Source organism: Arthrobacter sp. N199823 (genome assembly GCF_002929705.1).
Lineage (GTDB): Bacteria > Actinomycetota > Actinomycetes > Actinomycetales > Micrococcaceae > Specibacter.
Genome location: NZ_PJIN01000011.1, coordinates 1 through 26933, shown reverse-complemented (window position 1 = coordinate 26933; position 26933 = coordinate 1). Strand labels below are relative to the sequence as shown.

The following is a 26933-nucleotide window of genomic DNA, read 5'->3' as shown; positions in this document are numbered from 1 at the left end:
AGGCATATATTGGGAATGGAATATAAAAGATTATGAGCGACGAAACACCTCAGAATCCCTCAGAACCGACCGTGGAGCCCACGGATGTAGAGGTTCTTGACGGAAATCTAATGCATGACAAAGTTGAGCAAATTGATCTCCAGACGGAGATGAAGCGCTCTTACCTCGACTACGCCATGGCCGTGATTGTTGGCCGTGCACTGCCGGATGTCCGTGATGGACTGAAGCCTGTGCACCGCCGCGTGCTGTACGCCATGTTCGACGGCGGATACCGCCCGGAACGTTCCTTCAACAAGTGCGCCCGCGTTGTTGGCGAGGTCATGGGACAGTACCACCCCCATGGTGATAGCTCGATCTACGACGCCTTGGTTCGCTTGATCCAGGACTGGACCATGCGTTACCCCTTGGCACTGGGACAGGGAAACTTCGGGTCCCCCGGTAACGATGGTGCCGCTGCACCTCGTTACACGGAAACCAAGATGGCCCCACTTGCCATGGAAATGGTTCGGGACATCGACGAGGAAACCGTCGATTTCCAGGACAACTATGACGGCAAGAACCAAGAGCCCATCATTTTGCCCTCAAGGTTCCCGAACCTTTTGGTCAATGGCTCCTCAGGTATCGCCGTGGGCATGGCAACCAATATTCCACCCCACAACTTGCGCGAAGTTGCTGAAGGTGTCCAGTGGTACCTGGCTAACCCGACGGTCAGCCGTGAGGACCTTCTTGAGGCCCTCATTGAGCGCATCAAGGGACCCGATTTCCCCACTGGTGCTCAGATTCTGGGCCGCAAGGGCATCGAGGATGCCTACCGCACGGGACGTGGATCCATCACCATGCGTGCCGTTGTCAACGTTGAGGAGATTCAGGGACGCACCTGCTTGGTCGTGACTGAACTGCCGTTCCAGGCCAACCCTGACAACTTGGCTATCAAGATTGCCGATCTGGTCAAGGACGGCAAGATTTCTGGCATCGCCGATATGCGTGATGAGACCTCGGGCCGTACCGGCCAGCGATTGGTTATTGTCCTCAAGCGCGATGCAGTGGCCAAGGTTGTTTTGAACAACCTCTACAAGCACACTCAGTTGCAGGAAAACTTCAGCGCCAACATGCTGGCCATTGTTGATGGTGTGCCGCGAACATTGCCGCTGGACGCGTTCATCCGTCATTGGGTGACGCACCAGATGGACGTCATTGTCCGCCGTACCCGCTTCCGTCTGCGCAAGGCAGAAGAAGAAGCTCACATCCTGCGTGGCCTCCTCAAGGCTCTGGATGCCCTCGATGAGGTCATCGCTCTCATCCGGCGCTCCTCGACTACCGAGGAAGCCCGTGATGGTTTGGTTGCGTTGCTGGATATCGATGAGATCCAGGCCAAGGCCATTTTGGATATGCAGTTGCGTCGCCTGGCTGCCTTGGAGCATCAGAAGATCACTGATCGTCACAATGTTCTTGAGACCATGATCACCGAGTTCAACCGCATCCTGGCGGATCCGGAAATTCAGCGCGGCATTGTCAGTGACGAACTGGCTGATATCACCACCCGTTACGGGGATGACCGTCGCACGGAAATCATGATGGGTTACGACCCCAACATGAGTATGGAAGATCTCATTCCTGAAGAGGAAATGGTTGTCACCATTACCCGTGGCGGTTACGTCAAGCGCACGCGCAGCGACAACTACCGTTCACAGCACCGTGGCGGCAAGGGCGTCAAGGGAGCAGCGCTTCGAGGCGACGACGTCGTCGAGCACTTCTTTGTGACCACCACGCACCACTGGCTACTGTTCTTCACCAACCTGGGCCGCGTCTACCGTGCCAAGGCCTACGAACTGGCCGAAGCCGGCCGCGACGCCAAGGGCCAGCACGTGGCCAATCTGCTCGCGTTCCAGCCGGACGAGAAGATCGCCCAGGTTATGGAACTGAAGGACTACCAGCAGTCTCCGTACCTGGTACTGGCCACTAAGAACGGATTGGTCAAGAAGACGTCGTTGGAGGACTACGACACCAACCGCTCTGCAGGTGTCATTGCCATCAACCTGCGTGACGGCGACGAATTGGTCTCCGCTCAGTTGGTTTCCGATTCTGATGACTTGCTGTTGGTTTCTCGCAAGGGTCAGTCCATCAGATTCACCGCCACCAATGAGGCACTGCGCCCCATGGGAAGGGCAACATCAGGTGTGACAGGCATGAAGTTCCGTGACTTTGACGAACTGCTGGCGGCCAATGTTGTTACCGATGATTCATTTGTGTTCATTGTCACAGAGGGCGGCTATGCCAAGCGTACTGCCGTCGAGGAGTACCGCTTGCAGGGACGAGGCGGCTTGGGCATCAAGGTTGCCAAGCTCGTGGAGGACCGCGGAGACCTGGTCGGGGCTTTGATCGTCCAAGAGGATGATGAGGTTCTGGTGGTGATGAGCGGCGGAAAGATAGTGCGCTCCAACGTCTCGGAAGTTCCCGCTAAGGGGCGTGACACCATGGGTGTTATCTTCGCTAAGCCAGACAAGAACGACAAGATCATTGAGGTTGCTCGCAACAGCGAACGCGGCCTTGAAGAGGATGACGAATCAACGGATTCTGAGGCCCCGGAAAGTCCTGAGAGCCCAATTCTCGGCGATTTAGAGGGAGACCAGCAGATTGATGAAGTACCGTTAACGTCTCAAGACGGAACAACTGGAGGCACTGATTGAGCACCAATAACCCGATTCCGCGGCCAGGGTCCGCACCAAAGGTAGGTGCAACTGCGCGCCCTGCCCGTCCAGCTCAGCGTCCTACGAGTGGTCCGGCGACTGCCGGAGCAGCTGCCGCAAAGCGCCCTGCTCCTAAAACGCCGCCGGCACTGGTGAAGCCCGCGCCGAAGGCCAAGGCCCGCCGCGCCCGCCTGCTGGTGAGCAAGGTAGATCCGTGGTCAGTGCTGAAGATGGCGTTCTTGTTGTCAGTGGCACTCGGCATTGTCACGGTGATTGCAGCAATCGTGCTGTGGTCGGTGCTGGACACCATGGGTCTCTTTGAGACGGTGAACTCCTTCGTCAATGAGATTCAGGGCAAGGAGGGCGGGGTACCCTTCGATCTTCTGGCTATTGTCTCGCTCGGTCAGGTTGCGTCGTTCTCAACCATCGTCGCCGTGGTCAATGTTGTGCTGTTGACCACACTTTCGGTACTTTCTGCAGTGCTTTACAACATCTCAGCCACCCTGGTGGGTGGCATCGGTGTAACTCTGACCGATGACTAAGTAACAAAAACCGCGAATTCTCGCGGACAAAGCGTTTCCAGTGCTCTAAATCGGCGGGTTCGGCGAACTCGCGAACCCGCCGATTTGGGACTTTGGGAATGTGTGGGGTAAAGTTTTATCTCGGCCCGATGAGGGCTAAGAAGGGCGCATAGCTCAGGCGGTTAGAGCGCTTCGCTGATAACGAAGAGGTCCCTGGTTCAAGTCCAGGTGCGCCCACGGAACCTACCGGTTCTTGTGGAAGGATGGTGTGTAGTGAAGAAGTTATTGATCTCGATCGGAACTTTGGCTGCTGCAGTATTCCTAACCAAGAAATGGCGGGAATCCAAAGTTGTGAAGACAACGTGGAGTAAGGCAACAGATTCAGTGAATTGAATCTTTTGACTGTGTTTCATATATACTGAATCAGCCTCATGGGGGCATGGCGCAATTGGTAGCGCACCTGCTTTGCAAGCAGGGGGTTCGGGGTTCGAGTCCCCGTGCCTCCACCATGAGAAACAACCCCGGTCACTAGACCGGGGTTGTTTTTGTCTGTGGACAATTCCCCCAATCCGGTTAACGGGTTAGCTGCCAATCCTTTTGTGGCGCTAGTGGCTGCGGGAACTGGCTAGTCTTGATCAGTGATCTTTATTCTGGCCGTTGTAGGCATTTTGGGCGTTTCAGCCTCCGGGCCCATCATGGCGGCCACCATGGCCCCGGCCTTGACGATTGCCTTGTGGCGCAATGTTTTCGGCTCTTTGGTGTTAGGCGCACCAACTGCGATTAGAAATCCCGGTTTTCTGAAGTCACTGACTCGATCTGAACTCAAGTACACCGCAATTGCGGCAACTGCTTTGGCCTTCCATTTCGCATGCTTTGTAACCTCGGTGAAGATGACCACGGTTGCGGCCGCTACAGCCCTTGTCTGCCTGCAAGCAGCCTGGATTGCGCTATTTCAGTGGCTCCAGGGATCAAAGCCGCCACGACCGGTCCTCATGGGCCTAGGAACGGCCATGGTGGGTGTGATGGTCATTACGGGTTTTGATATGGGCGTCTCCCGTGAGGCGCTGGTGGGTGACCTGCTAGCTCTAGTTGGCGGCATACTGGCAGCTATTTACACCATGGCTGGCTCAAAGGCCCGCAAAAGCCTTTCTATAGGTGTCTACTCAAGCCTTTGCTACGGTATCTGTTCGCTAATCCTGCTCGCCTTGTGTTTGTTCTTTCGCCAACCGCTGGTCAACATTCCGCCCGAGGCTTGGTGGGGCGTTGTTGGTGTGACAGTGGCTGCCCAACTCTTTGGCCACACCATCTTCAACTATCTGCTGGCCACCATTTCCCCGTTGGTGGTGTCCATGATGATTCTGCTTGAAATTCCCGGCGCTGCGATTATGGCAGGCGTATTTCTTAGCCAGCAGCTGCCTCCGGGAACATACGCAGGTTTGGGGCTAATCCTTGCCGGCCTGGCCATGGTGGTCTTGCGCCAGGGGCGTAGCGGCCTCAAGAAATAGGGCTGTACCGGCAGACTGCCAGTGCACCGGCCACCAGACAGGGCCGTTAAACGCCAAGGAGGGGCCGGGAGCAATGCTCCCGGCCCCTCCTTGGCTTTTATAGTGCCGTTAGTGCTTTGGATCCCTCGGCTTCGGTGTCGCAGCATCCGTGGCAGCGACAGCAGCGTCCTTGGCCTTCACGGCTGCATCCTTGGCATCGGCGGCAGCATCGCCCAGGTTTTCCTTGGCGGCGTCCACAGCGTCACCAATTTTCTGGGATGCTTCCGCAACAGTGTCCTTTGCTTTCTCGACCACCGTTTCGGCGGACTCAGCAGCCTCGGTGGCAACGCCGTCGTCCGCGGAAACAGGAGCGGGGACAGCAACCGGTGCCTGAGCAGCAACCGGTGCTTGAGCAGCAACCGGGGCGGGCACAACTGCAGGGGCAACGGGAGCGGGAGTCTTCCACGGATCAGCTACCGGCTTGGAAGCCTTCCATGCTGCAACTCCGGCGGCAGTGGCGGCAACAACAACGCCCACCACAATCCATCCACGGCCCTTACGCTTCTCTTTCTTGGCGGCCTTGCTCATTTCAGCGGCAAACTTCTTGGCGGCCTCAGCAGCTGCCTTTTCAGCTTGAGCCAACGCCTTCTTGTTGCCTGTTAGCTTGGCAGCCGCAATCTCCAGTTGATGGGAAACCTTGGACTTTTCCAGGGCAACCTCAACAGCGTGGGCAGCGTCGCCCAGCTTGCCTGAAACGAGTGGGAAGAAATCATCCACCACCTTGTCCTTGGCGCTGGTGATGGCAGGAGCAGCCTTTTCCAGTGCGTCATGAATGTGCGGGGTAGCGTCATCGACAGCATCGGAAATCCTTGGTGCCAACCTTTCAAGGCCTTCCTGGAGTTTTGGGGTCACGGCCGCAACGCCGTCGGCCGTGTACTGAGCAGCCTTGCGCAATCCATCCTGAACGATGGGTGAAGCGTGCTCAATTCCTTTTTCGATGCGGGGAACAGCCCAGCCCAGTGCCGCCTCAACACGTGGAGCCGTCCAGTCCTTGGCGGTCTCCACATGTGGTGCAGCCCATTCACGGGCAGTGTCCACACTGGTGTTCAATGAATCTTCCAAACCTTGGGTAAAGCGGTCGACCTTCTTCACGTTTCCTCCAGATGTCAGCAGTTTCATGTTTTAGCCTACGTCGAGCAGGGCGCTGTTGCTATCACCTAGCAGTTCGCCGGGCGCGGAATGGCATGTCTTGACAGAATATTCTCATTTTCGCATGACAGAATAACGCCATGACTGCTATCCCAACCGCAAAAGCAACTATCAGCACGAGCCTGGGCGACATTGAGGTAAACCTCTTTGGAAACCACGCTCCCAAGACCGTGGCAAACTTCGTTGGCCTGGCTACGGGTTCCATTGAATGGACCCACCCGGGCACCGGCGAAAAGACCAACGCCCCGTTGTACAACGGCACTATCTTCCACCGCATCATCAAAGACTTCATGATCCAGGCTGGAGATCCCCTGGGTCGCGGCATCGGCGGACCGGGCTACCAGTTCGACGACGAGATCAACCCCGACCTGAACTTCAACGACCCCTACAAATTTGCCATGGCTAACGCTGGCATTCAGGGTGGCCGTGGGACCAACGGTTCACAGTTCTTCATCACCACCGTGAACACCAGCTGGCTCCAGGGCAAGCACACCATCTTCGGCGACGTCACAGACGAGGCCTCTAAGGCCGTTGTCGACGCTATTGAAGGCGTTGCAACCGGTGCGGGCGACAAGCCTCGCGAAGACGTTGTCATCAACTCCATCAGCGTCGTAGAGCTCTAAACCCCGCTTGACCTCCTGGCTTTGGTTGCCAGGCGCCTTCATGGGTGCCCGGCAACCAAAGCCTTCCTTATATACCTCTTACTAGGATCCCTCTCTTGAGCTCTTCACATCCGGTCCCGTATCCCTCCACCGGAGCCCCTGTCTGCCCACGGCACCCCGATCGGGTTTCTTATGTGAGCTGCCAGCGGTGCGGCCGGCCGGCATGCGCAGACTGCCAGCGCAGTGCTGCCGTGGGAATCCAGTGTGTGGACTGTGTGAGGGAAGCCAGTAAGAGCGTTCCTTCCCGCAGAACTATTTTTGGCGGCGTTACCCGCACAGGCCGGCCCTTGGTGACCATCACCATGATGGCCATTTGCGTGGCTATGTACGCTTTGGACTTGGCTATTCCCAAGGATTTCATTTTCCAGAACTTCGCCTACGCCCCGTTCTACACGGAAACGGAACCGTGGCGGATGGTGACATCAGCCTTCTTGCATTCAACAAACCTCATGCACATTGCCTTCAACATGTATGCGTTGTGGATTCTTGGCAATGCCCTTGAACCTGCCTTTGGACGGGTGCGCTTCCTGGCCGTCTATCTTGTTAGCGCGTTCGCAGGTTCTGTCGGCGTGCTCTTGCTTTCGCCCATCGATACTGTGGTTGTGGGTGCTTCCGGCGCCGTATTCGGTTTGTTTGGTGCCCTGTTCGTGGTGCAGAAGAAGCGCGGCGGAGATCTGCGACAAATCCTTGTGCTGCTGGCCATCAACGCAGCTATTGGATTCATCGTCCCCAACATTGCCTGGCAGGCCCATTTGGGTGGTTTGATTGCCGGTGCACTCTGCACAGCCGCCATTGCCTACGCCCCCACTAAGAACCGCAATCTGGTGCAGTGGGGCGGAATCGCCGCGATGACAGTAGTACTTCTTGCCCTCACCGCGTACAAGGTATCCACCTTCCCGGCCTTCACCATCGTCAGCTAACTTTCGACGGCGCCCGCCTCATCCTGCGCTGGGCTCCCTCCGCACCGCGCCCGCCTGACCCTGCCTCCGCGCCTTAGGGCTTGAGACGTCGGTAGTCTCCGCCGTAGTGGAGTAACGGTGACAAGTCCCGGCTCCACTGTGCGTCTTCACCCATGGATACCACGTTTCCCACCACCAGCAGGTGGGTTGCTGCCTCGTGGATGGCAGTGGTTTCTACTTCGAACCAGGCCAACGCCCCCGCCATGATGGCGTTCTCGGTGACTGGCCCGCGCCTGAAATCAATCTGGTTCAGCAGGCCCTCGGTGGGTGTGCCCGGGCTGGCCAGCCAATTCGCCTGGGACTTCTGCTCTGCCGTGAGTAGCGAGAGTGCCCACGATCCCGCTTCTGCCACCGCCAGCGCAATCCTTGATTCCCCATAAAGACTCACTAGTAATGTCGGAGGGTCATAGGACACTGACAAGTAGGAGCTCACTGTCGCTGCATAATCGCGGTTCCGAATTCTGGTGCTGACAATGGCAACCGAGCCGGCCTGTTCGGCACTGAGTCGGCGGAATTCGTCGATCGATTCCTGTGTAAGGTGCTGTGGGAAAACTCTGTGGATATCGAGGGGATCGGGTAGTTCCATGGCTCCATCGTTTCACGTTTCCACAGTTATCCACATAGATGTCCACACATGGGCATAACTTACAGAGCTGTAGTTCTAGTAGTTCTGTGTTAGTCGAACACATGGTTATCCCCAGACTTGTCCACACTGGGTATAAGTTACACACATGTAATTCCACAGCTGTGGATTACTTTCTGAAGCGGTTAACTGATCGTTTGGCCGGATCTGCCACAAAGTTATCCACTTCTGTGGATAACTTTGTGAACAACTATGGATAACCACAATTTCGAAGATGGCTTGTGGATAGTTCGAAGGAGTTGTCCACGGCAGTGGATAAGCCTGTGAGTTGTGGGAAAGAGTTATCCACAGTGTGGATAACTCTGGGGACAGTGACAAATCGAGTATTTTGTGCAACCGTCCTGTAGGTCTCGTTTTGGATGTCACTTTTCTCGGTTTCGTGTCACCTGCCGCCGCATTGTCAGGGTCTTTGTTCAGGAGCAAAAGCTTCGTGCCATGTTGCATGGGTAGAGGAGTGGCAGTCGGATACTTTTGAGGAATGGAAATTAGAGCCGGTTCACTTGGTAGCGATGAAGATAGTTGTGTGAGGCTTTGGCTGGATGCCTTGGCTGCGAGGGATGGGCGAGTGGATTCCTTAGCAGTCGGTGTCCGCGCCCGTGAGAAGTTCACACAGCAAATCGTTCGATTCGCTGTACTTGGCCGTGACGTGAACGGCTTCGCTCTGACCATCGATGGCGGTGAAGGGGTGGCACGTTTGGAGATGCTCGCCTTGGAAGTGCACGCATCTGGTCGAGGCGGTGGTCGCGCCCTTTTGGCCGATGCTCTACTGAATGCCGGGGAGAGTGGATACATGCGATTCGAGTTGCAAGTTCGGGACGGCAACACCAGGGCGATAAAACTGTACGAGTCGGCTGGGCTGTCGGAGGTAGGTATCGGACAAGAACATCCACTCGGCGGACGGCCGATGCTGACCTTTGCGTGTTGCCTGGTCTAGATCGATTCCGTAGGAAAGTGACACGAAACTGGGAATTCCAGAAACTGAGGGTTGGACATAGCGGCAGTTCAGAGCGATCCACTGGTGACAATCAGCTCGGGATCCTACGTCCGCGCGTGGGGATCCCGAGCTACTTCTCAATCGGCCGGTGACATGCCATGCGAGCATCAACCAGTGGGTAGCTCTCCAATGGTGGCTCTAGCCTGTTCCTTAGATTTAGGCCGATTCTGTAGGCACGTGACACGCAACTGAGAATCCCAGTGGACAGTGTCCAAATATGGTTGCCAGTTAGAGCAAGCCACCGATGGATTTCAGCGTGGGAGCCCAGTCATCTGTGCACCAGAACGTCGTATTCTGCACCCTGAGAAACAAACTCGGACCGTACCGTGGGCGCTCGTGACACAATCGATGGATAATCCCTAGACTGGGATCAGAATCGTTGGTCTGGCAGGACCTGAGTTGTATCTGGTGCGGCGCAAGCTCGCATTAGAATGGCGGAATGCTCGCAAGGCAGACGCTGCATGAAATGGGGATGAGTGGCCCGACGGGCAAAAGCTGGGGACATCGGTGCACAGCTCATAGGTAACACTTCGAGAGGAGTGCTTCTTGTTGGTGCCCGTGGCGCAGGGAAAACCTGGATGTTGGGCCAGATTTTGGATGCACTCGGTGCGGAATCCGCCACGATCAGGCTCTCAGCAAGTAAGGCCCTGGCCGCCATACCGTTCGGTGCCGTCAATGCCCGTGTGGGTGCCAATCTGGCACGGAGCAACGACTACTACGATGTCCTCAATGGCCTGCTCGATCAGATTCATGCTGCACTGCAGAGCTCCAAAAGAGTCTTCTTAATTGTCGACAACTCTGAGTTTCTGGATTCGCAAAGCGCAGCAATTATCATGCAGGTCGTCATGTCCTCTGAGGCGAAGCTCATTGTTGTCGATCAACACGGCAGTCATAATAGTCAGCTGCGGGAGCTGTGGCGTAACGGGTATCTGACTCGCTTCGAACTGGGACCGCTGAACAGTGATGACGTGCGCCAAATCCTCGAGGAAACGCTCGGTGGCCAAATCGCTGGCCCCACGGTCCACTATCTTGCAAGCCGTTCGGTGGGTAATCCTCTGGTTCTCAAAGGCCTGATTTCAGGGGCGCAAGAGGAAGGTTCGCTGCGCCAGATCAACGGTGTGTGGATCTTGGATCACCCTGCTGACCTGATGGGCTCGGAGTCTTGGGAATTCATGCAAATGGATTTACAGAACCTTCCAGAAGGCTCTCGCCGAATCATTGAAATCTTGGCATTGGCCGGCTCTTTGCCGATGGATTTGGTCTTGGAATTGTCCAGTCCGGAAGCGGTGGATGACATTCACCAGCGGGATCTGGTGGAAATTGGGCCAGGACCGGCATTGCTTATGCACCTGTCCCGTCCGGCCACGGCGGCGCCCATTCGGGCGATTGTTCCCATCGGGCGTAGCAGAAGACTTTTGGCCGAAGTGTCACAATTGCTGCCCGCCACGAGTCATCCTTCACCCGAGGAAATCATCAACATCGCCCGATGGACACTCGATTGCGGGCTCACTCTCGACGACGATCGGCTGCTGGAAGCCGCCATTCACGCCAATCAGCTCATGCGGCCGAAGGATGCGCTGCAGTTTTGCGCCATGTCCGTCGGTTCGGAACACCTGCCAGCACTGTTGGCGGAGGGAGCAATCGCACTCTCAAACCAAAACAAGCTCACGCAAGCACGGAGCCAAGCACTGCTAGCTTTCGAGCTCGCCATGACGCCGGCGGCAGCGGCCACTGCCTTGCGGGCAGTGCACTTGAGTCACTTCTCCGAGTTGGACTATGAAGAGAAGCTCAATCATGTGCTGGAGAATTTCCACCTCCGATTCGGGATGGTTCCTACGGATAAAGCCGTCACCAGGGCAGACATTGATGTCTTGATTGTGGTCGCGATGCGGGATGTTACCTTAGGGAATAGCGCAGCTGCCACTGCCGTCATCGAGGAGGTACTGAAGCATCCTTTGACGCAGAACGCTAGCGACATGGTTCTGTTGAAGTCATTGCAGGCCGAAGTCTTAGGCGCTGTGGGAAAGATGAGCCAGGCCGTGGCGCTGGCTGGCGAAATCCTTGCGATAATGGAACGGCCTGAGGGTTTTCCGCGACCCGACATTTCCCTTTTGGCCTACACTCGCGCTGTGGCAGCCGTCATTTACGACGGCGGATGGGACCTTGCGCGTGTGGCGCTGGAGCCGGCGGTTTTTGTCAACACGGACCTCATGTTAGTTTCCGGGGGGCTCCGGGATCTTGCTGCGGCCACCATGGCATGCCGCCGCGGCCATTTTGAAGAGTCATTGCCGGCACTGCGTTCGGCAGCCGTGGCCCTGGCCGACTACGATCCCTGGTCAGTACGTCCCACCGCATTGGCGCTCTTGGCCTATGCCCTGGTCATGCATGGCGATTTGGTGGGCTCCCAAGAACAATTGGCCAGATACGCCCTATTGAACCAACGCAGCGGAAAATTCCATGAGCTGGAAGCGTCTGCTTACGCTGCAGCCGCACAGGTTATGACGGGTCAAAATGAGCTTGGACTGGCCAGGTTGCGTAGCCTGCAACGAGAATGTCGCAGCCGCGGATTTACTGGAATTGAGCTGGCGGTCCTCTCCTTGCTGGTGCGCGTGGGGGACGGCACTGCCATACCGCGGTTATCGGAAGTCGCCTCGCTCCTGGACTCCGGGAGTAAAGAATTCTTTGTGGAGTGGTCTCAGGCCATGGCGTCCCAGAACCCGGAGGCTCTGGATCGAGCCAGCGTCGTTGCGATGGACTATGGGTTTGACCTGATCGCTGTGGAGTTGGCAACCCATGCATTGAACAAACTCCATCACAGTGGAAAAGTGCACAAGAGTAGGAAATCAGCCACGAAGGTGGTTGCTATGCGCGAAAAGATGCCCGGTCTGGTCTCTCCGGTATTCGATACTATTGAAGCGCCCAAGATGACCCGCCGGGAACATCAGATAGCCCTCTTGGTGGCCCAAGGTGAATCAAATAACTCCATTGCCACCAGGCTACATGTCTCATTACGGACCATTGAAGGTCACCTGTACAGGACCTTCATCAAGTTGGACATTCAATCGAGAGAGCAGCTGGCCTCGCTCATTAACAGCGACGAGCCTGGAAATCGAAGCGATTCCTTTTACACATAAGTTCCCAGCCGCTCGGCAGGAGTCTGGCATGGCGCTAATGACAGCGCCAACGGCTCTGACAGAGGTCATCACTACGCTCGGATAGAGCCGCTTGGCAGAGCCTATTAGTGCCAGATCAGTGTCCTGTCCAGAACGTCAGCTCCGGGCTACAGTGGAACTACAAGCAGCACTCGGGCACACCAATCGGCGGCAAGTTCTGGCGCTGTGAAAGGTAGGGCGGCAACATGTCTGAGCAAGACGAGTCCAAGCAGCAAGATTCGAAGCAGGATGAGAGCCACGGGCGGTACGTCCAAGGCTCATACGGCAAGGCCGGTTCCGAGGAAGAGCACCACTCAACCGATCCTGAGGGGCGTTATATTGAAGGCGACTACGGGCCGGCAGGCACAGAAGAGGCTACCGAAGACACTGAGCGTGGAAGGTTCGTTGAAGCCGACTACGGCACGGCCGGAGATGTACCGGGCCGTGCCGCAGGGGATCCTAAGGGTCACTACAGTGAAAGTGATCTAGGCGATGGGTCCAAAGACTGAAGGCTAGCTGCGCCAGCGCGTTGTCATCATGAACCCGGCCAGAGCAATGGCGAAGCCGATGCCGATGTTCCAGTTTTGGATGTTCGGGATGGGGAAGCGGCCATCAGAGATGTAGTAAGTGATGATCCAAGCCAAGCCCAAGAGCATCAAGGTGACCATGACGGGGACGAACCAAACGGCGTTGGGTTGCTGTGCCTTGCTGGACGGCGTCTCGGCCGGACCTTTGGTGGGGCGGCGACGCGATTTTGACTCAGGCACAGGAGCTCCTTGACATTGTGATCGGGGAAAACGACCACTTCGATGGGTGTGGGCTGTCCATTGCCTGTGACGTTGCTGGGGTAATTATTCCAAGGCCGTGAACTGCCGGTATTGTTGACGTAATTCTAGCTGTATTTAACGCAGCTGCAGATTGCATGACATTACCGCTCAAGTTCAGTCAGGAGACCCGCGTGGTTCGATCGCCTAGCCATGTCGAATCAGCTGTGGGTGTTGAGGAACTCATCACCGGTAATGAAAATGTACGTCGGCGAAATAAGCGATCAGCCCAGCGACAGCGGGCCAAGCGGCCCAAACAGGGCTTCTTCCGCACGCTCATCCAGATCATCGGCGAACTGCTTATTACCTGCGGCGTGATCTTGCTGTTGTTTGTGGTGTGGGAACTGTGGTGGACCAACATTGAAGCCAACACCGCCCAACAGGCTGCCGTCTCCCAATTTGCGCAGGACTTCCAGGGCCCTGTGACTCCCCCAGCCCCTGACGCGCCCCCCGTTGATTACGGTGTCCCGAAAGTCATGGCCGCTCCAGAGCAGCCAAGTACCGTATTTGGCGTGGTCTACATTCCCCGGTTTGGCCAGACCTACAGCAGGCCCCTGGTTGAAGGCACAGCCCCGGCCCAGCTCGATACCCTCGGATTGGGTCGCTACGACAGTTCAGCCATGCCGGGCGAGGTGGGCAACTTCGCCGTAGCAGGGCATAGGCAAACCCACGGCGCCGTCTTGGACGCGGTACACACACTGGTCCCGGGAGACAAGATCTACGTCCAGACCAACGATGGCTACTACACGTACGTTTTCCGCAACAATCAAATTGTTATGCCGAACCGTGGCGACGTCATTGCTCCCGTCCCCACACAACCGGGCGTTGCACCAACTGAACGTTTCATGACCATGACCAGCTGTAATCCGCGTTTTGGAGCGGAGGAGCGCATCATCAGCTACTCAGTGATGGAATCCTGGCAGCCGGCTAGTGCGGGTCCACCAGCAGAAATTGCCGCCCAAGTTGCAGCGAATCAGAACGGGAAAGGCTGAGCATGTACGGCTGGATCTTTAGAAATCTGCCGGGACCGTTGTGGTTCCGCATCATCACGACCATTCTCTTTGTGGTCGCCATAGTGCTGGTATTAATGCAGTTTGTGTTTCCCTGGCTCTCCCAATTCAACCCTCTAAATGATTCAACGATTGGTGGTGGAGTCTGACATGGCAGTGCGGATTCTTGTCATAGATAATTACGACAGCTTTGTCTACACGCTGGTTGGCTACCTGCAGCAACTGGGTGCCGAAACTACCGTTGTCCGCAATGACGACGTCACCTTGGCTGAAGCGGTGGAATTGGCTGGCACGCGCGACGGCGTACTGGTGTCCCCCGGCCCCGGCACCCCCGCTGAAGCTGGGGTATGCATCGAACTGATCAAGTGGTGCGGGAGTAACAACAAACCCATGTTGGGCGTTTGCTTGGGTCATCAAGCGCTGGCCGAAGCATACGGAGGTGTGGTCACCCACGCCCAGCAGCTCATGCACGGCAAGACCAGCGAGGTCCATCACCGTGGCGCCAGTGTTTTTGCCGGTCTGCCCAGCCCCGTCATCGCCACTCGTTACCATTCGCTGTCCGCTGTTCCGGCCAGCATTCCGGAGGTCCTCGAGGTCACGGCAGAGACGGCCGATGGCGTGATCATGGGTTTGGCGCACAAGACCGCACCTTTGTGTGGGGTCCAGTTCCATCCGGAATCTGTTCTCACCGAAGGCGGTTACACCATGTTGGGCAATTGGCTCGAGTCACTTGGAGAAGTTGGTGCTGTCGCCAAGGCGGCGACTTTGAGCCCGCTCATCAACAGCTGAGCGTCACTGGGAGCCAGGCCTCACTAGCAGCGGGCGCTGTTGGTGGCGCTAGGGCTTCTTTGGAGGCTTGGCCGGGGCTGAATCCGTGGGCACGGTCTTGGCCTTCGGCGACTTGGTCTCTGAAGGCGTGGGAGTGGGCGTCGGGGTTGGTTCCGGCGGCGCCTTTGCCAAGGTCACAACCACCGTCGTACGCTGTGCCACCAGTGCGCCTGCCTCGATGGACTGCCCTGTCACCATACCCGGAGTCACCACAGAGTTCTCGGATTCCTCAAAAGTAACCTCCAGATGCTCCGAAACATTCTTCAGGGCATCAGTAACGGCTTTCTTGACCTGGTCCGGCTCCTTCGTCAGGTCGAACAGGGACGGCATTGCTACCTGACCGGTGGAGACCTTGATGGTGACACTAGTCCCGACGGGCACGCTCTCGCCGGGCGCCGGATCCGTGGTGACCACCAGATTAGCGCCGATCGAGCCGTCATTAACAAGATCGCTGGACTTTACGAGCAGGCCAAGATCTACCAGATTCTGGCGCACATCGCCGTCGGTCCTGCCGGCAACATCCTTGGGAATAGCCACCTCGGATGGTCCCTTGGAAATGAACACTTCCACCGCGGTGCCTAATTCTGTCAGGGTCCCCGCAGCGGGATACGTGCGGATCACGGTGCCTTTATCCACGGCAGAGAACTCCTCCGTGCTACTGACATCCATGCCCAAGGCGTCCAAGCGAAACATGGCATCGTCCTTGGACATCCCTGCCAGAGAAGGGATGGTTTCCTGGGCAATAGCAGCCGGTTGCTGATTCAACAGGGTGTAACCCACTACGGCGCCACCACCGAGCATAAGGGCGACAACCACGAAGAGCGTCACCATCCAGGCTCGACGGCGCCGCTTGACAGCAGGGGCGAGGTCATGAGCCTGCTCTGGTTCGCCGTCGTCAGTGGTTAAAGCTCCCCCGGCCATGACCTTGGCCATGGCGCGGCTAGAGGGGCCGGCGTCGTGCTTGTCGCGGAGAGGTGCCGCCGTCAGCGGTTCAGCGACGGCCGCGATCACTGTAGTCTCGTCGGCAGAGGCTTCGGTGGGCTGCTGCACCTGTCCGGGAGAGGGCATGACGCCAGTGCCGGCAGCACGCAGAGCGCGACGGAAGGATGCCGCGTCCTGGAAACGCTGATTCCGGTCCTTCTGCAGCGCACGCATAAGCAATGCGTCCAGGGCTGGGTCCAGCTGTGGGTTGAAGGTGCTGGGCACGGGGGGTAGTTCGCGCACATGTTGGTAGGCCACCGAGACGGGTGAATCACCAGTAAAGGGAGGCCGTCCCGCGAGCATCTCGTACAGCAGGCAGGCGGCAGAATATAGGTCACTCCGGGCGTCGACGCTCTCGCCGCGCGCCTGTTCCGGCGAGAGATACTGAGCAGTCCCCATGACGGTCTGGGTCTGGGTCATGGTGGCTGCAGAATCGGAGATGGTTCGCGCGATGCCAAAATCCATAACCTTGACCGTCCCCAGGACACCGTGTTCATCCTCGGTGACCATGACGTTGGCCGGCTTAATATCTCGGTGGATTACGCCTGCACGGTGGCTGTAATCAAGGGCCGCCAGTACGCCACTGGAGTACTCCAGGGCTTGATCCGTGGTGATGCTCTTACTGCGGATCAGATCGCGCAACGTCTTGCCATGAACATATTCCATGACTATGTAGGGAACATGTGCACTGTCTCCAGCATGCTCGGACGTGACATGTTCGCCTGTGTCGTACACAGCAACGATGGCCGGGTGGTTCAGACCCGCAACTGCCTGCGCCTCGCGGCGAAAGCGTGCGTGCAGGTGTGAATCACGAGCCACGTCGGCGCGGAGCAACTTGATGGCGACAGTTCGGCCAAGGCGCGTGTCGCGAGCTTTATACACATCAGCCATGCCCCCACGGCCCAGCAATTCACCAATCTCGTACCTGTCATTGAGGACGCGCGGAATATTCATAAGTATCAGTTGGTCCTTTCTGGGTAGGTGTGGGGTTGGGGAATGCTGGTTTAGGGAACGCCGGGCTGGGGAAGGATTACGGCGCTGGGGTTTCTGCCGAAGCCGGAGTGGGGACCGGAGCCGGCGTGGTTTCTTCTGCCGGGGCCGGACCGGTGGAAACGTAATAGGTCACGGTCGTCTGTTCGTCCACTTGCTTTCCGGCCTGTGGATCGACGGCAATGACGTTGCCCTCAGGGACGGAGTCAGATTCCTGAGTGAGTCGGTTCGGGATCAGTTTTGCTGCCACCAGTGCCTGGTCATAGGCGTCACCTGTCACGCCGGCAAATGAAGGGACAGTTGTCTGCGCAGCCGGCTCAGGACCCTTGGATACTGTGACAGTGATGGTGGCTTCTACGGGCTGCAAACCCGTCGGGCTGACGGAGATCACATTGCCCTCGGGAACGGTTGCACTGAATGCCTCGGCCCGATCCACCAACAGCCCCTGTCCCGTCAACAGGGTATTGACTTCGTCGAAGGACTTGCCCACGAGTTGGTTGCTGATGACGTCAACCTGCTCAGGTGCTTCCGAGGTGGCAGGCTGGGATTCCTCAGTGGGAGTCGGTGCCTCCGTTGTGGTGGGAGGCGCGGACGGCGTAGCGGACTGGGTGGCAGTATTCGTTGCCGTGGCTTCGGGACTGCCGCCAAAGAGGTTCGTGTTTTGCAGCAGCAGGGCACCAACCGCAAAGACCAGCAGGATGATCAGGCCCACCATGGGCCACGTCCACGGGCTGCGGCCCTTCTTGGCGGGTGCCGCGGGAGGAGCGTCGTCTTCCTCTGGGACCAAAGCGTCCTCGTCGTCGTGCTCCGCCTGCCAGGCACGCTCGGCGCCGAGGATCTCTGAGCGGGTGGGTGCGCCGGCGCTATCCGGCGCATCGTCGGAGATGGTGGGAAGCGCGGTGGTGTTGGGTTCGGAAATGCTGCTGACCACGGAGGTGGGAGCCGTCGCGTTGATGTCTACGGGGGCAGTGATGGGGCCGGTTGTGGCTTCAAACAAAAGCATCCCGGGTACGGCGGCATGGGCAGCCTTGACATCGCCTGCGCGAATTGCGTCGGCGGCTTCAGCCAACTTCAAAGCGTTAGACGGACGGTTGGCAGGTTCCTTGGCCAGCATGGACATAAGCAATGCCCGTACGGGTGTTGGGAGCGTGTCGGGCAGTGGTGGCGGAGCATCGTTGACCTGGGCCAAGGCAATGGCAATCTGGGATTCGCCGGAGAACGGACGATGCCCCGTCATGCACTCATAACCTATAACGCCAAGGGCATATATATCACTTGATCCGGTTGCAATCTGACCTGTGGCCTGTTCCGGCGCCAAGTACTGGGCAGTGCCCATGACTTGACCGGTCTGAGTCAGCGGCACCTGATCAGCCAAGCGAGCGATACCGAAGTCGGTGATCTTCACCTTGCCCTCAGGGGTAATAAGCAAGTTGCCAGGCTTTACATCCCGGTGCACCAAGCCCTGTGCGTGGGCGGCGGCAAGGGCGCGGGCCGTCTGGGCGATCATCGAGAGCGTCCAGTCGGCAGAGAGCACCCGCTCGCGCTCGATCATGCTGGAGAGTGGCTCGCCGGGAACCAATTCCATGACTAAGTATGCTGAGCCATCTTCTTCGCCATAGTCAAAGACGTTGGCAATCCCCTCGTGGTTGAGCAGGGCAGTGTGCTTGGCCTCTGCCCGGAACCTGGCGCGGAAGCCGGGATCCCCCGTGTACTCATCCTTGAGGATTTTAATGGCAACGATCCGGCCCAAGACTAAATCTTGCGCCTTCCACACTTCACCCATGCCGCCAATGGCAATGCGTGATGTGAGTTGGAACCTGCCGCCTAAGGTGATACCAGAAGTAGGCCTCACTTGTTCAACACCGCCTTGAAGAGTTTGCTTGCATTGGGACTTGTAAGTTGTGCGCCGGTGGGAACGTCTACCCCCGGCATGACGATGGTGACAACCACCTGTGGATCATCGGCCGGAGCGAATCCGGTAAACCATGCGTTGTTCAAACCATCTCCGAGTTCTGCGGTACCTGTTTTGCCAGCGACCTTGACGCCGGGTACACCTGCCGCCGAGGCAATGCCGTTGTCCACCACACTGACCATCCAATCGGTGATCTGGGAGGCGACTTCCGGCGTCGTGGATTTGCGGAGGACCTCTGGGGTGAGGCTGGAAACCGTCTTGAGATCCGGAGTCCGGACCGTTTTTACCAAATTGGGGGCCATTTGCTCGCCGCCATTGGCAATGGCGGCGGTCATCATGGAAATCTGCAAGGGCGTTGCAACAACATTGAGCTGGCCAATGGCGCTTTGGGCCAATCCGGCAGCATCAAGTGCCCCTTGGCTACCTGGGAAGCGGCTTGGCTCCACCGACGCAGGGAAGGAAAGCGAAGAGTCATTGAAGCCAAACTTTTCAGCTTGGGCAGTGATGGCATCTTGGCCCAGATCCAACGCAATGCTGGCGAAAGGTGTGTTGCAGGAGTTCTCCAGTGCGAAGGCGAAGGAGGCCTTGTCCTTGGTGTAGCACTGGCCGTATGCGTAGTTGGGCAGCGCGTAGTCCATGCCAGGAAAGGTCAACTGAGCTGGATTTGGAAGTATGCTGTCCTTGTTATATTTCCCGGACTCCAAAGCCGCAGCGGTATCGATGATCTTGAAGACGGAGCCTGGGGCATAGACCTGCTTGTAGGCTGATGAGCCGAAGAGGTTGATCCCGGGGACTTTGACCAACTCCGCCATCGAGGCGTCAAAGTCCTTCTTGACGTGGGTGGCCATTAAGTTGGTGTCGTAGGTGGGCTTGGAAGCCATGGCAATAATGGCACCAGTCTTAGGGTTCTGAACCACAATGGATCCGCCAATGTCATCGGGGATCATGTCAAGGGCCAGCCGTTGGATCTTTGAATCAATGGTGAGCTCCACCGAGCGGCCTTGGGGCTGCTCCCCGGTAAATATCTGTGAAATGCGATCGAACAGGGCATCGTCTGAATTTCCCGTGAGTTCCGGGCTCATGGCAGCTTCAATGCCGTACTGGCCGGACCACTTACTGAAGAAGCCCGTGAGGCCGGCGTACAACTCCGGATCCTTGTAAGTCCGCTGGTACTTGCAGTCAGTGTTTGTGGCAACTGACTCGGCAATGGCCTGGCCGTCAACCAAAATGGGTCCCCGAGCGCTGCAAAAGCTCTTGACGAGCTGACGCTGGTTACTGGGGTTGTCTTTGAGAGAGTCCACGGCAAAGAACTGCACGTATGAGATAGAGCCAAAAAGTAGCGCAAACAAGGCGATGGCTACTATCCAGGAATTGCGAATGGCGGCATTCATGGTGAAGGCACCTCCTTTTGAGTTTCATCGGTGGGGGCATTGGAATTAATGCTTGCCGACTTTGTCGACATGGATGAGACGTCAATAGGCCGTCTGGCCGCATCCGAAATCTTCAGGATCAGGGCCACAATGATCCAGTTAGCCAAGAGGGAGGACCCTCCGGCAGACAGGAACGGTGTTGTTAGGCCCGTCAGTGGGATGAGCCGTGTCACGCCGCCGATGATGATGAAGCACTGCAATGCCACGGCGAAGGATAGGCCCACAGCCAACAGCTTGCCGAAGGCATCGCGGGTGCCCAGTGCTGCTCGGAATCCGCGCGCAATCAACAGTGCATAGAGGCACAGGATCGCGAAGAGTCCGATCAAGCCAAGCTCTTCGCCAATAACAGCAATGATCATGTCGCTATTGGCCACGGGCAGCTGATCCGGTGAGCCCTGCCCCAGACCGGTGCCCATAAGGCCGCCGTTGGCCAAACCAAACAGGCCTTCGACGACTTGGAAACTCCCGTAGTCGGCACCAATGTAGGCGGGGTCAAAAGCGTTAATCCATACGTCAATACGCCGGGCCACGTGCGGGAAGATCTGGTAGGCAGCAAAGCCACCCACGGCCATGAGGGCTACACCAATAAGTATCCAGCTGACCCGGCTTGTGGCCACGTAGATCATGACCATAAACAAGCCGAAGAACAGGATGGAGGAACCAAGATCGCGCTGGAAGACCAGAACACCAACACTGGCTAGCCAGGCCACGATCATCGGTGCAAGATCTCGCACACGCGGCAGCTGCAGCGGGCCTATCTTCTTACCTGCAAGCAGGATCAGATCGCGATTGGAGGATAAGTACCCTGCAAAGAATATAGCGAGCGTAATTTTGGCGACTTCACCGGGCTGGAACGTGAATGGACCAATCGAAATCCATACGGTAGCGCCGAAGACGCTGCCTGCGGAAATTCCAGGTACCAGTGGAAGGATGAGTAGGACCACTGAGACCAGCAGTGAAATATAGGTGTAGCGACGCAGAATTCGATGGTCGCGCAGGAACCACAGGACAGTAATGGCGGCCACAACGGCCAGGCTTGTCCACATCCACTGGCGCGTCGCATCCCTGAGACCGGAGGTGATGTCCAGTCGGTGGATAACTGCTAGGCCAATGCCATTGAGCGCAACTACAACCGGCAATATGACCGGATCGGCATACTTGGCCCGGAGCCGAAGAACCACATGGAAAGCAATGGACAAGACGGCCAAAATCGCAATTTGCGAGTAAAAATCGTTGTCGAAACTGCGGCCCAGATTCAAATTCACCAAGGCATTTGCCATGGCGGAAAGGCCAAGGGCCAGGACCAGTAAGAGTAGTTCAGTATTGCGGCGCGGTTTGGCCACGGTCATCAACTGGCTCATTTTCCACCTCCGGGGATGCAGGTGGGCTGCGCCTGTGATGTAGCGGTAGCGGTGGTTGAAGGACTGGTGGTGCTACCCGCACTTGGAGCAGCGCTGGGTGTTGTTGTGGCCTGTGCCGAGGGTTTTACTGAAGGCTTTGCCGACGGCGCAGTGGTGGCAGGAGCGCTTGAACCAGCCGTGGCAGTTTCCGTTGTTGTTGGGGTGGTTGCCGGAGGAGTCTCAAGGAGCTCACAGGGTGGCAGGCTCGTGCCCGTACCCAGCTGAAGGTCGCTGATGATCTGTTCAGCATTGCTGAGCGTTGATGCTGGCACAGTGGATGCAACTAGCTGCTGAGAATAGCCAGGCAGTGAATCAACCTTCACTTCCGTCTCCTGGTATAGGTGAGAGAGTGAAATGGGGCCAAGTGACTGCGAGACACCTTGGAATATTGCTACATTTCCATTGTTCACGCCCACAAAATACTGGGTCTGGGTCCATGCGTAGGCTGCCCATGATCCTGCGACGATAGCCAGGGCGGCAAGGAAGCCAACAATGGCCAAGACCAACGGGCGTTGGCGAATCCGAGGAAGGGACACTTCAGTGTCCTCCACGAGAGCAGGCTCAGTAGCTGGTTTGTGGGTTAGTACGGTTGCGGCGCGATGGGCAGTGTGTGGTTTGGTGAGAAGCGGAATCCGCCCCTCTTCATTGGCTGTCAAGGCAGATCCAACAAGCTCGTGTTTGCGTTCCGAAAGCTCTCTGCGAATGGCAGCGGCACGAATATGCGAATCGAGCGCGGCGGACTCCGGTTCCTCTTCGTCACTCTTGGATGAGTACAGGACATCCGCAGTGCCCGTTTCCTCGTCAACGTCCCCCACCGCAGCGGGGCCATCGGTCACAGCGAGAGGTTCCTGATCGCCGTCGTACTCTTCTTGGTCCTCGGGATCTTCAGTGGTGGACATCCCAGCGGCGTTGGAGACGGGCAACGCGACGTCCACGGCTTCAAGTGCAGCAGTTTGGGTCTGGTCCGGGTTGGCTTCAACAATGTCGAAGACAACCACCGTGACGTTGTCGGGTGAACCTGCCGCAAGGGTCAGGTCAATGAGGGTGTCCGCGGCCGTGGCCAATGACTTGGTGTGCCTAATGACCTCTTCGACCATGGCAGGGCGGACAAAATTCAACCCGTCGGAGCACAGGAGCCAACGCTCCCCGGGCTCGGCATCGAAGTACTTCAGATCCAGTTCGGGGGAAGCATCCACGTCGCCGAGCACACGCATCAGGACGTTCTTGTGCGGGTGAACCTCGGCCTCGGCCTCGGTCATGCGACCTTCGTCAATCATGCGCTGAACAAAGGTGTGGTCGGTGCTCATCTGCTCAAAGGTGCCGTCCTTGAGGCGATAGGCACGTGAGTCACCAATGTGGGCATAAGCTAATCGCTCGCCGGAAAGCAGCAGAGCTGTCACTGTGGTTCCCATGCCAGCCAGTTTCGGATTCACGTGGACCAGCTCAGACAGGAGGGAATTTGCCGTCTGGATTTCATCGGCGAGGTGAGTGCCTGCGTCGTCCTCATGGTGATTATGGTCCAGATGGACTAGATCCAGAACCGTGGAGGCGCTGGCGACATCGCCGCCAGCATGGCCACCCATGCCGTCGGCCACTACGGCTAGATGCTCGCCAGCGTAGGCGGAGTCATCATTTTTGGCGCGGACCAGACCCACATGGGATCTGGCTGCGTAGCGCAGAACCAGAGGGTATTCGCCCATGTCACGGCCTCAATTCGATGACCGTTTTGCCGATCCGCACAGGGACCCCGAGTTCCACGGGGAGGGCACGCGTCAACGCGGTGCCGCCAAGGAATGTTCCATTGGTGGAGCCAAGGTCTTCAATAAACCAGCGGGTGCCTTGGGGGAACAGGCGCGCGTGGCGGCCCGACGCGTAATCATCCTCGAGTACCAAGGTGGCTTCCTGCGCGCGTCCCAGCAGAATGGGGATGCCTGTCAGTTCGAGGGTGGTTCCGGTCAAGGGGCCCTCGGTGACAACGAGCTGGCGGGCTTGGAGCTTTGCCGGCGGCGCTTCATCGATAAGTTCGGGATGCTTGCGTGCCTGCCGGGCCGTTGGCTCGCCAACCTTGGCCTTTCGGCCAATGACCAGGTCGCGTCGCATGGCCGCAACAACACTGAAAACCATGATCCACATCAGCAACAGGAAGCCGAAACGCAAGATGGTGACTACAAGACTAAGATCGTTCATCGCTGACCACCGCCGCGTAGAGGCAAAATACGGAAAATAATTTCTGTTCGGCCCATTGTGATGCTTGAGCCGTTATGGAGCTCGGTGCTGCCCTGGACGCGGTGACCGTCAACGAAGCTGCCATTGGTTGAACCAAGGTCCACGGCGGTGTTGGATCCGGCTTCGCAGCGAATTTCCAGATGTTTTCTCGAGACGCCGGTGTCGTCGATCAGAATGTCTGCTTCAGAGGAACGGCCCAGAACAATGGAGCTCGCATTCAGTGCATACCGCTGTCCGTCAATGTCCAGAACGGGTTGGCCTTGGGCCGCCGGAGTCTGGCGTTTGTAGACGGGCACGGACTGGCCGGGCGCAGCCTTCGCGGTGCCGGGCCCTTGAGTGGGCCGCGCCGGGGGGCGGGCTGGACTTTTCGGTGTCGGGTGCTGAGGCCCACCCACGTGTTCCTTCTGTGTGGAAGAAGTGACGTCGAACTGCCCGGGGCGCAGATCTTGGTGGTGGTTGAATGCCACTCTGACAGGGCCCTGGAGCACGTACCCTTGGCTACGCGCATGGTTGATGACTACGTCGCACAGTTCTTCGGCCAGCGAGATGCCCCAAGAGCGCGCACGATCAAAGTCGGCATCTCCGAGCTCGATGTTAAAAACATTGGGTGCCAAGGTTCGCCCGGCATCCAACGTCATGGCTTTGTCATCAAGCTCGCGACGAAGTGCACTTGCCACCTCAACTGGCTGCAATGACTTGGAACCTAGGGAGAAGGCGCCACGTACTGCCTTTTCAATGCCCTTTTCAACGTTGTCAAACAATCCCATAAGCTCTCCTCTCTTCCTGTGTTGCTGCCTGTGTTGCTGTGGCAAGGGGTGTTGCCAAAATTCTTGAAACGGCTGTGCGTGGAGAGCGCAGCCTGAGCGTCGTCCGCGCTGCGGGCAACCTAGTTCAAAGTTGATACTACTGCCGGAGTCTTGGAATAGCCCTATTAGATGGACCGGATGTGGGAAATTTCCTACCTAGGCATGAGGCTGACAAAAACTTTTTTCAACGTAGAATTTCCGCGTGATCTAGGGGGATATTGCCCCTTGATTCCTCCAATTCTAGTGTCTGAACGGGCACCGGAGACCCTCGTTTAGGTGATTTGGCAATATGTCCTATATGCTTGATCTCGCTGTTCCACTGAAAGTTGAAAGACGAACCAGTGAGTAGCGAAAAACGCGCGAGTGGCGGAACGGCAGACGCGCTGGCTTCAGGTGCCAGTGTCCGAAAGGGCGTGGGGGTTCAAATCCCCCCTCGCGCACGTTTTTGAAAACCCCGGTGGAACCAATGGTTCCACCGGGGTTTTTTGTTGTCTCTGATACCTGTTTTCAGTTCTGTGGCTAACTGACTCGGTGTTGCTCTAAACTGGGGCCAGCGGTTTGGCGACCATAAAGCGTGCATAGCCCGGGGAGGTCGGTGGCTTCTTCCGGGCAATCCTTGAGGGATTCGGTTGCAGTCTTGGTAGCTGGTGTCCGGGGCATGAGGGGGCTTCCGCTGTTCTTATTCGCGTAGGTGCGGTCCTTCAAGAACGTCTCCCAGCGAGGTTCCCGATCACACCGCCATGCAACTACATGATCACCAGGTGCTCTTCCGTGGCTGCTGGCGATTGCGGGGGCCGCGTTCCAACACCATGCACGCTGCACTCTGTGCAGGAGCGTCCGAGTAGAGCCGGCATGGGCGTCTTGAGAGCTCTTGCCGGTGATCCAGGACTGTAACGCGCTGAACTCTGCCGTCTTGCTGAAACCTCGACGGCCAGCATCATCGCCGAACAAACGGAAATTCGATACACACTTTTGACCATTGGCTCGTCCAAGGATCGGCTGCGCCTATCCCCCTTGCTGTCGAGTCCTCTATATACGGTCAGCACTAGAAGCAATAACCACTCAGGCGGTCTCGTGGATCTGCGGAATGGCGGACAAGATCACTGGCCAGAGTCCAGAGGTGGGCAGATGTTCTGTCGGGAAGGCCACTGGCCAGGATTGTTAGGGCAGTACCTCTGCGACGTATATATAGGACTGTATATAGAGGAACCGGTCCATTATCGTTCCTCAGTGTTGGAGTATGACGTTGGAGGCGCTCCTGCCGACTGACCAAATCGGACACCTACTACTGGGGCTATCTAGGGCGAGGTACTCGCCGCAGTATTCTGAAAAGCTCATGTACGTGAGCCAACTGCGTGATCTAACAGGGAACTCGGCTTTGTTGGCTGGGATCGTTCTTAGGACCACTGATAAGACTCTAGGAAATCGCGACCTGGCGTATCGCTTCACAGCATAAGATCAGGACATGAAGAACCTATTGATTGGCATTGGCGTCCAGCTAGGCAGTTCGGCTGTCGCGATTATGCTTGCTGCACTGATCCTGCCCCGCTTCTCCCTACATCTTGGTGGGCTGGTTACCGCAGTGGTTGTCTTTACGGTTGCACAGTCGGTTCTTGAGAGGATAGTCGCCAAGCTGGCCACTAAATACACACCAACACTTGCCGGTCTGGCATCGCTTGTATCCACCTGGCTGGCATTGGTTATTGCCAGCATGTTCTTTGGTGGCATCAGTATTCATGGCTTCTTTACTTGGATCATTGCCGCGCTAGTCATCTGGGCTATCACTGGGCTCTGTGCAGTGCTGGTGCCTAAGTACGTATTGAAGAGTGCTGCCAAGTAGCGGTACAAGCTTGATCTTGGCATCCCGGGATCGGCGGGACGGCGTGGCCAGCTGACGATGGCCTTGGGTTTGCCTCGAACCCCGAAAGAGTGTATTGTTTTTCGAGTTGCCCCGGTTGATGGGGGAACGTAAAGCCCGAGTTTTGTGGCCGGTTTTGCTGGTTACTTCTCTTGTTTTGATGGTGTGGTTCACGGTTTAGTGGATTTGCTTTGTTGAAATGTTTCGGGTAAGCTTGAAAAGTTGCCTCGGCACTGATCGTCACGGACTGTTTGGTTTGTGTATGTGTTGGCTGGGTGTGGTTGTTGTTTGAGAACTCAATAGTGTGCCAAGTTTTATTGATACCAATTTATTTATATTGAATTGGTTATTTGGTTG

At 57.1% G+C, this 26933-nt stretch carries 22 protein-coding genes and 3 tRNA genes; 15 read left to right on the top strand and 10 right to left on the bottom strand.

All coding sequences use genetic code 11. The features are described from left to right. Positions 1-32: 32 nt before the first annotated feature. The 6 genes from gyrA to CXQ93_RS17400 all read left to right on the top strand — a co-directional run bounded on the left by gyrA (position 33) and on the right by CXQ93_RS17400 (position 4713). A complete protein-coding gene (gene gyrA / locus CXQ93_RS17420) occupies positions 33-2687 on the top strand; it encodes a DNA gyrase subunit A (protein ID WP_104111690.1) in 2655 nt (884 codons plus the stop codon). Then, a complete protein-coding gene (locus CXQ93_RS17415) occupies positions 2684-3229 on the top strand; it encodes a DUF3566 domain-containing protein (RefSeq protein WP_104111689.1) in 546 nt (181 codons plus the stop codon). The genes gyrA and CXQ93_RS17415 overlap by 4 nt, the downstream gene beginning before the upstream one ends. Before the next feature lie 142 nt (positions 3230-3371). After that, a tRNA-Ile gene (locus tag CXQ93_RS17410) sits at positions 3372-3445 on the top strand. After that, positions 3437-3601, top strand: coding sequence for a DLW-39 family protein (locus CXQ93_RS20880; RefSeq protein WP_308470635.1), 165 nt, complete (start codon positions 3437-3439; stop codon positions 3599-3601). The genes CXQ93_RS17410 and CXQ93_RS20880 overlap by 9 nt, the downstream gene beginning before the upstream one ends. A gap of 40 nt (positions 3602-3641) precedes the next feature. Continuing rightward, a tRNA-Ala gene (locus tag CXQ93_RS17405) sits at positions 3642-3717 on the top strand. A gap of 129 nt (positions 3718-3846) precedes the next feature. Next, the gene (locus CXQ93_RS17400; RefSeq protein ID WP_104111688.1) at positions 3847-4713 is read left to right on the top strand and encodes a DMT family transporter; all 867 of its coding nucleotides are present in this window, start codon (positions 3847-3849) and stop codon (positions 4711-4713) included. 108 nt (positions 4714-4821) lie between these two features. On the opposite strand, the gene CXQ93_RS17395 is transcribed toward CXQ93_RS17400, so the two are convergent. Further along, the gene (locus tag CXQ93_RS17395) at positions 4822-5871 is read right to left on the bottom strand and encodes a hypothetical protein (protein ID WP_256939495.1); all 1050 of its coding nucleotides are present in this window, start codon (positions 5869-5871) and stop codon (positions 4822-4824) included. Positions 5872-5981: 110 nt separating this feature from the next. Here CXQ93_RS17395 and CXQ93_RS17390 point away from each other — a divergent pair, with 110 nt between their 5' ends. Both CXQ93_RS17390 and CXQ93_RS17385 read left to right on the top strand, forming a co-directional pair. Then, the gene (locus CXQ93_RS17390) at positions 5982-6524 is read left to right on the top strand and encodes a peptidylprolyl isomerase (RefSeq protein WP_062286103.1); all 543 of its coding nucleotides are present in this window, start codon (positions 5982-5984) and stop codon (positions 6522-6524) included. Between the two features lie 254 nt (positions 6525-6778). After that, on the top strand, positions 6779-7483 hold the full coding sequence (locus CXQ93_RS17385; protein ID WP_373418231.1) for a rhomboid family intramembrane serine protease: 705 nt from the start codon (positions 6779-6781) through the stop codon (positions 7481-7483). 73 nt (positions 7484-7556) lie between these two features. On the opposite strand, the gene CXQ93_RS17380 is transcribed toward CXQ93_RS17385, so the two are convergent. Continuing rightward, positions 7557-8108 (bottom strand): flavin reductase family protein, encoded by a 552-nt coding sequence (locus CXQ93_RS17380; RefSeq protein ID WP_104111685.1) that lies wholly within the window; start codon positions 8106-8108, stop codon positions 7557-7559. A 622-nt stretch (positions 8109-8730) separates the two neighbouring features. On the opposite strand from CXQ93_RS17380, the gene CXQ93_RS17375 reads away from it, so the two are divergent. The 3 genes from CXQ93_RS17375 to CXQ93_RS17365 all read left to right on the top strand — a co-directional run bounded on the left by CXQ93_RS17375 (position 8731) and on the right by CXQ93_RS17365 (position 12820). Further along, entirely contained in the window at positions 8731-9099 is a 369-nt protein-coding gene (locus tag CXQ93_RS17375) for a GNAT family N-acetyltransferase (protein ID WP_218711995.1), read from the top strand. Between the two features lie 536 nt (positions 9100-9635). After that, a complete protein-coding gene (locus tag CXQ93_RS17370) occupies positions 9636-12293 on the top strand; it encodes a LuxR family transcriptional regulator (RefSeq protein WP_146073249.1) in 2658 nt (885 codons plus the stop codon). A gap of 224 nt (positions 12294-12517) precedes the next feature. Then, positions 12518-12820: a hypothetical protein gene (locus CXQ93_RS17365; RefSeq protein WP_104111682.1), complete on the top strand. Its 303-nt coding sequence runs from the start codon at positions 12518-12520 to the stop codon at positions 12818-12820. 3 nt (positions 12821-12823) lie between these two features. On the opposite strand, the gene CXQ93_RS17360 is transcribed toward CXQ93_RS17365, so the two are convergent. Beyond that, positions 12824-13078, bottom strand: coding sequence for a cell division protein CrgA (locus tag CXQ93_RS17360; protein ID WP_104111681.1), 255 nt, complete (start codon positions 13076-13078; stop codon positions 12824-12826). Between the two features lie 155 nt (positions 13079-13233). Between CXQ93_RS17360 and CXQ93_RS17355 the strand changes: the two genes are divergently transcribed. Next, positions 13234-14127: a class E sortase gene (locus CXQ93_RS17355; protein ID WP_104111680.1), complete on the top strand. Its 894-nt coding sequence runs from the start codon at positions 13234-13236 to the stop codon at positions 14125-14127. 168 nt (positions 14128-14295) lie between these two features. After that, complete coding sequence (locus tag CXQ93_RS17350) at positions 14296-14934, top strand: aminodeoxychorismate/anthranilate synthase component II (RefSeq protein ID WP_104111679.1); 639 nt, start codon at positions 14296-14298, stop codon at positions 14932-14934. 48 nt (positions 14935-14982) lie between these two features. Here CXQ93_RS17350 and pknB read toward each other — a convergent pair whose 3' ends face one another. The 7 genes from pknB to CXQ93_RS17315 all read right to left on the bottom strand — a co-directional run bounded on the left by pknB (position 14983) and on the right by CXQ93_RS17315 (position 24679). Then, a complete protein-coding gene (pknB, locus tag CXQ93_RS17345; protein WP_104111678.1) occupies positions 14983-16908 on the bottom strand; it encodes a Stk1 family PASTA domain-containing Ser/Thr kinase in 1926 nt (641 codons plus the stop codon). A 76-nt stretch (positions 16909-16984) separates the two neighbouring features. Next, complete coding sequence (locus CXQ93_RS17340; RefSeq protein WP_104111677.1) at positions 16985-18796, bottom strand: protein kinase; 1812 nt, start codon at positions 18794-18796, stop codon at positions 16985-16987. Next, complete coding sequence (locus CXQ93_RS17335) at positions 18793-20247, bottom strand: penicillin-binding transpeptidase domain-containing protein (RefSeq protein WP_104111676.1); 1455 nt, start codon at positions 20245-20247, stop codon at positions 18793-18795. The genes CXQ93_RS17340 and CXQ93_RS17335 overlap by 4 nt, the downstream gene beginning before the upstream one ends. Next, the gene (locus CXQ93_RS17330; RefSeq protein WP_104111675.1) at positions 20244-21647 is read right to left on the bottom strand and encodes an FtsW/RodA/SpoVE family cell cycle protein; all 1404 of its coding nucleotides are present in this window, start codon (positions 21645-21647) and stop codon (positions 20244-20246) included. Before CXQ93_RS17330 ends, CXQ93_RS17335 begins: the two co-directional genes overlap by 4 nt. After that, on the bottom strand, positions 21644-23386 hold the full coding sequence (locus CXQ93_RS17325; RefSeq protein WP_104111674.1) for a PP2C family serine/threonine-protein phosphatase: 1743 nt from the start codon (positions 23384-23386) through the stop codon (positions 21644-21646). Before CXQ93_RS17325 ends, CXQ93_RS17330 begins: the two co-directional genes overlap by 4 nt. A 1-nt stretch (position 23387) precedes the next feature. Further along, a complete protein-coding gene (locus tag CXQ93_RS17320) occupies positions 23388-23873 on the bottom strand; it encodes an FHA domain-containing protein (protein ID WP_104111673.1) in 486 nt (161 codons plus the stop codon). Beyond that, positions 23870-24679: a DUF3662 and FHA domain-containing protein gene (locus tag CXQ93_RS17315; RefSeq protein ID WP_104111672.1), complete on the bottom strand. Its 810-nt coding sequence runs from the start codon at positions 24677-24679 to the stop codon at positions 23870-23872. Before CXQ93_RS17315 ends, CXQ93_RS17320 begins: the two co-directional genes overlap by 4 nt. Positions 24680-25075: 396 nt before the next feature. Here CXQ93_RS17315 and CXQ93_RS17310 point away from each other — a divergent pair. Further along, positions 25076-25158, top strand: a tRNA-Leu gene (locus CXQ93_RS17310). A 1025-nt stretch (positions 25159-26183) separates the two neighbouring features. Beyond that, positions 26184-26558 (top strand): phage holin family protein, encoded by a 375-nt coding sequence (locus CXQ93_RS17300; RefSeq protein WP_104111670.1) that lies wholly within the window; start codon positions 26184-26186, stop codon positions 26556-26558. Positions 26559-26933 lie beyond the last annotated feature (375 nt).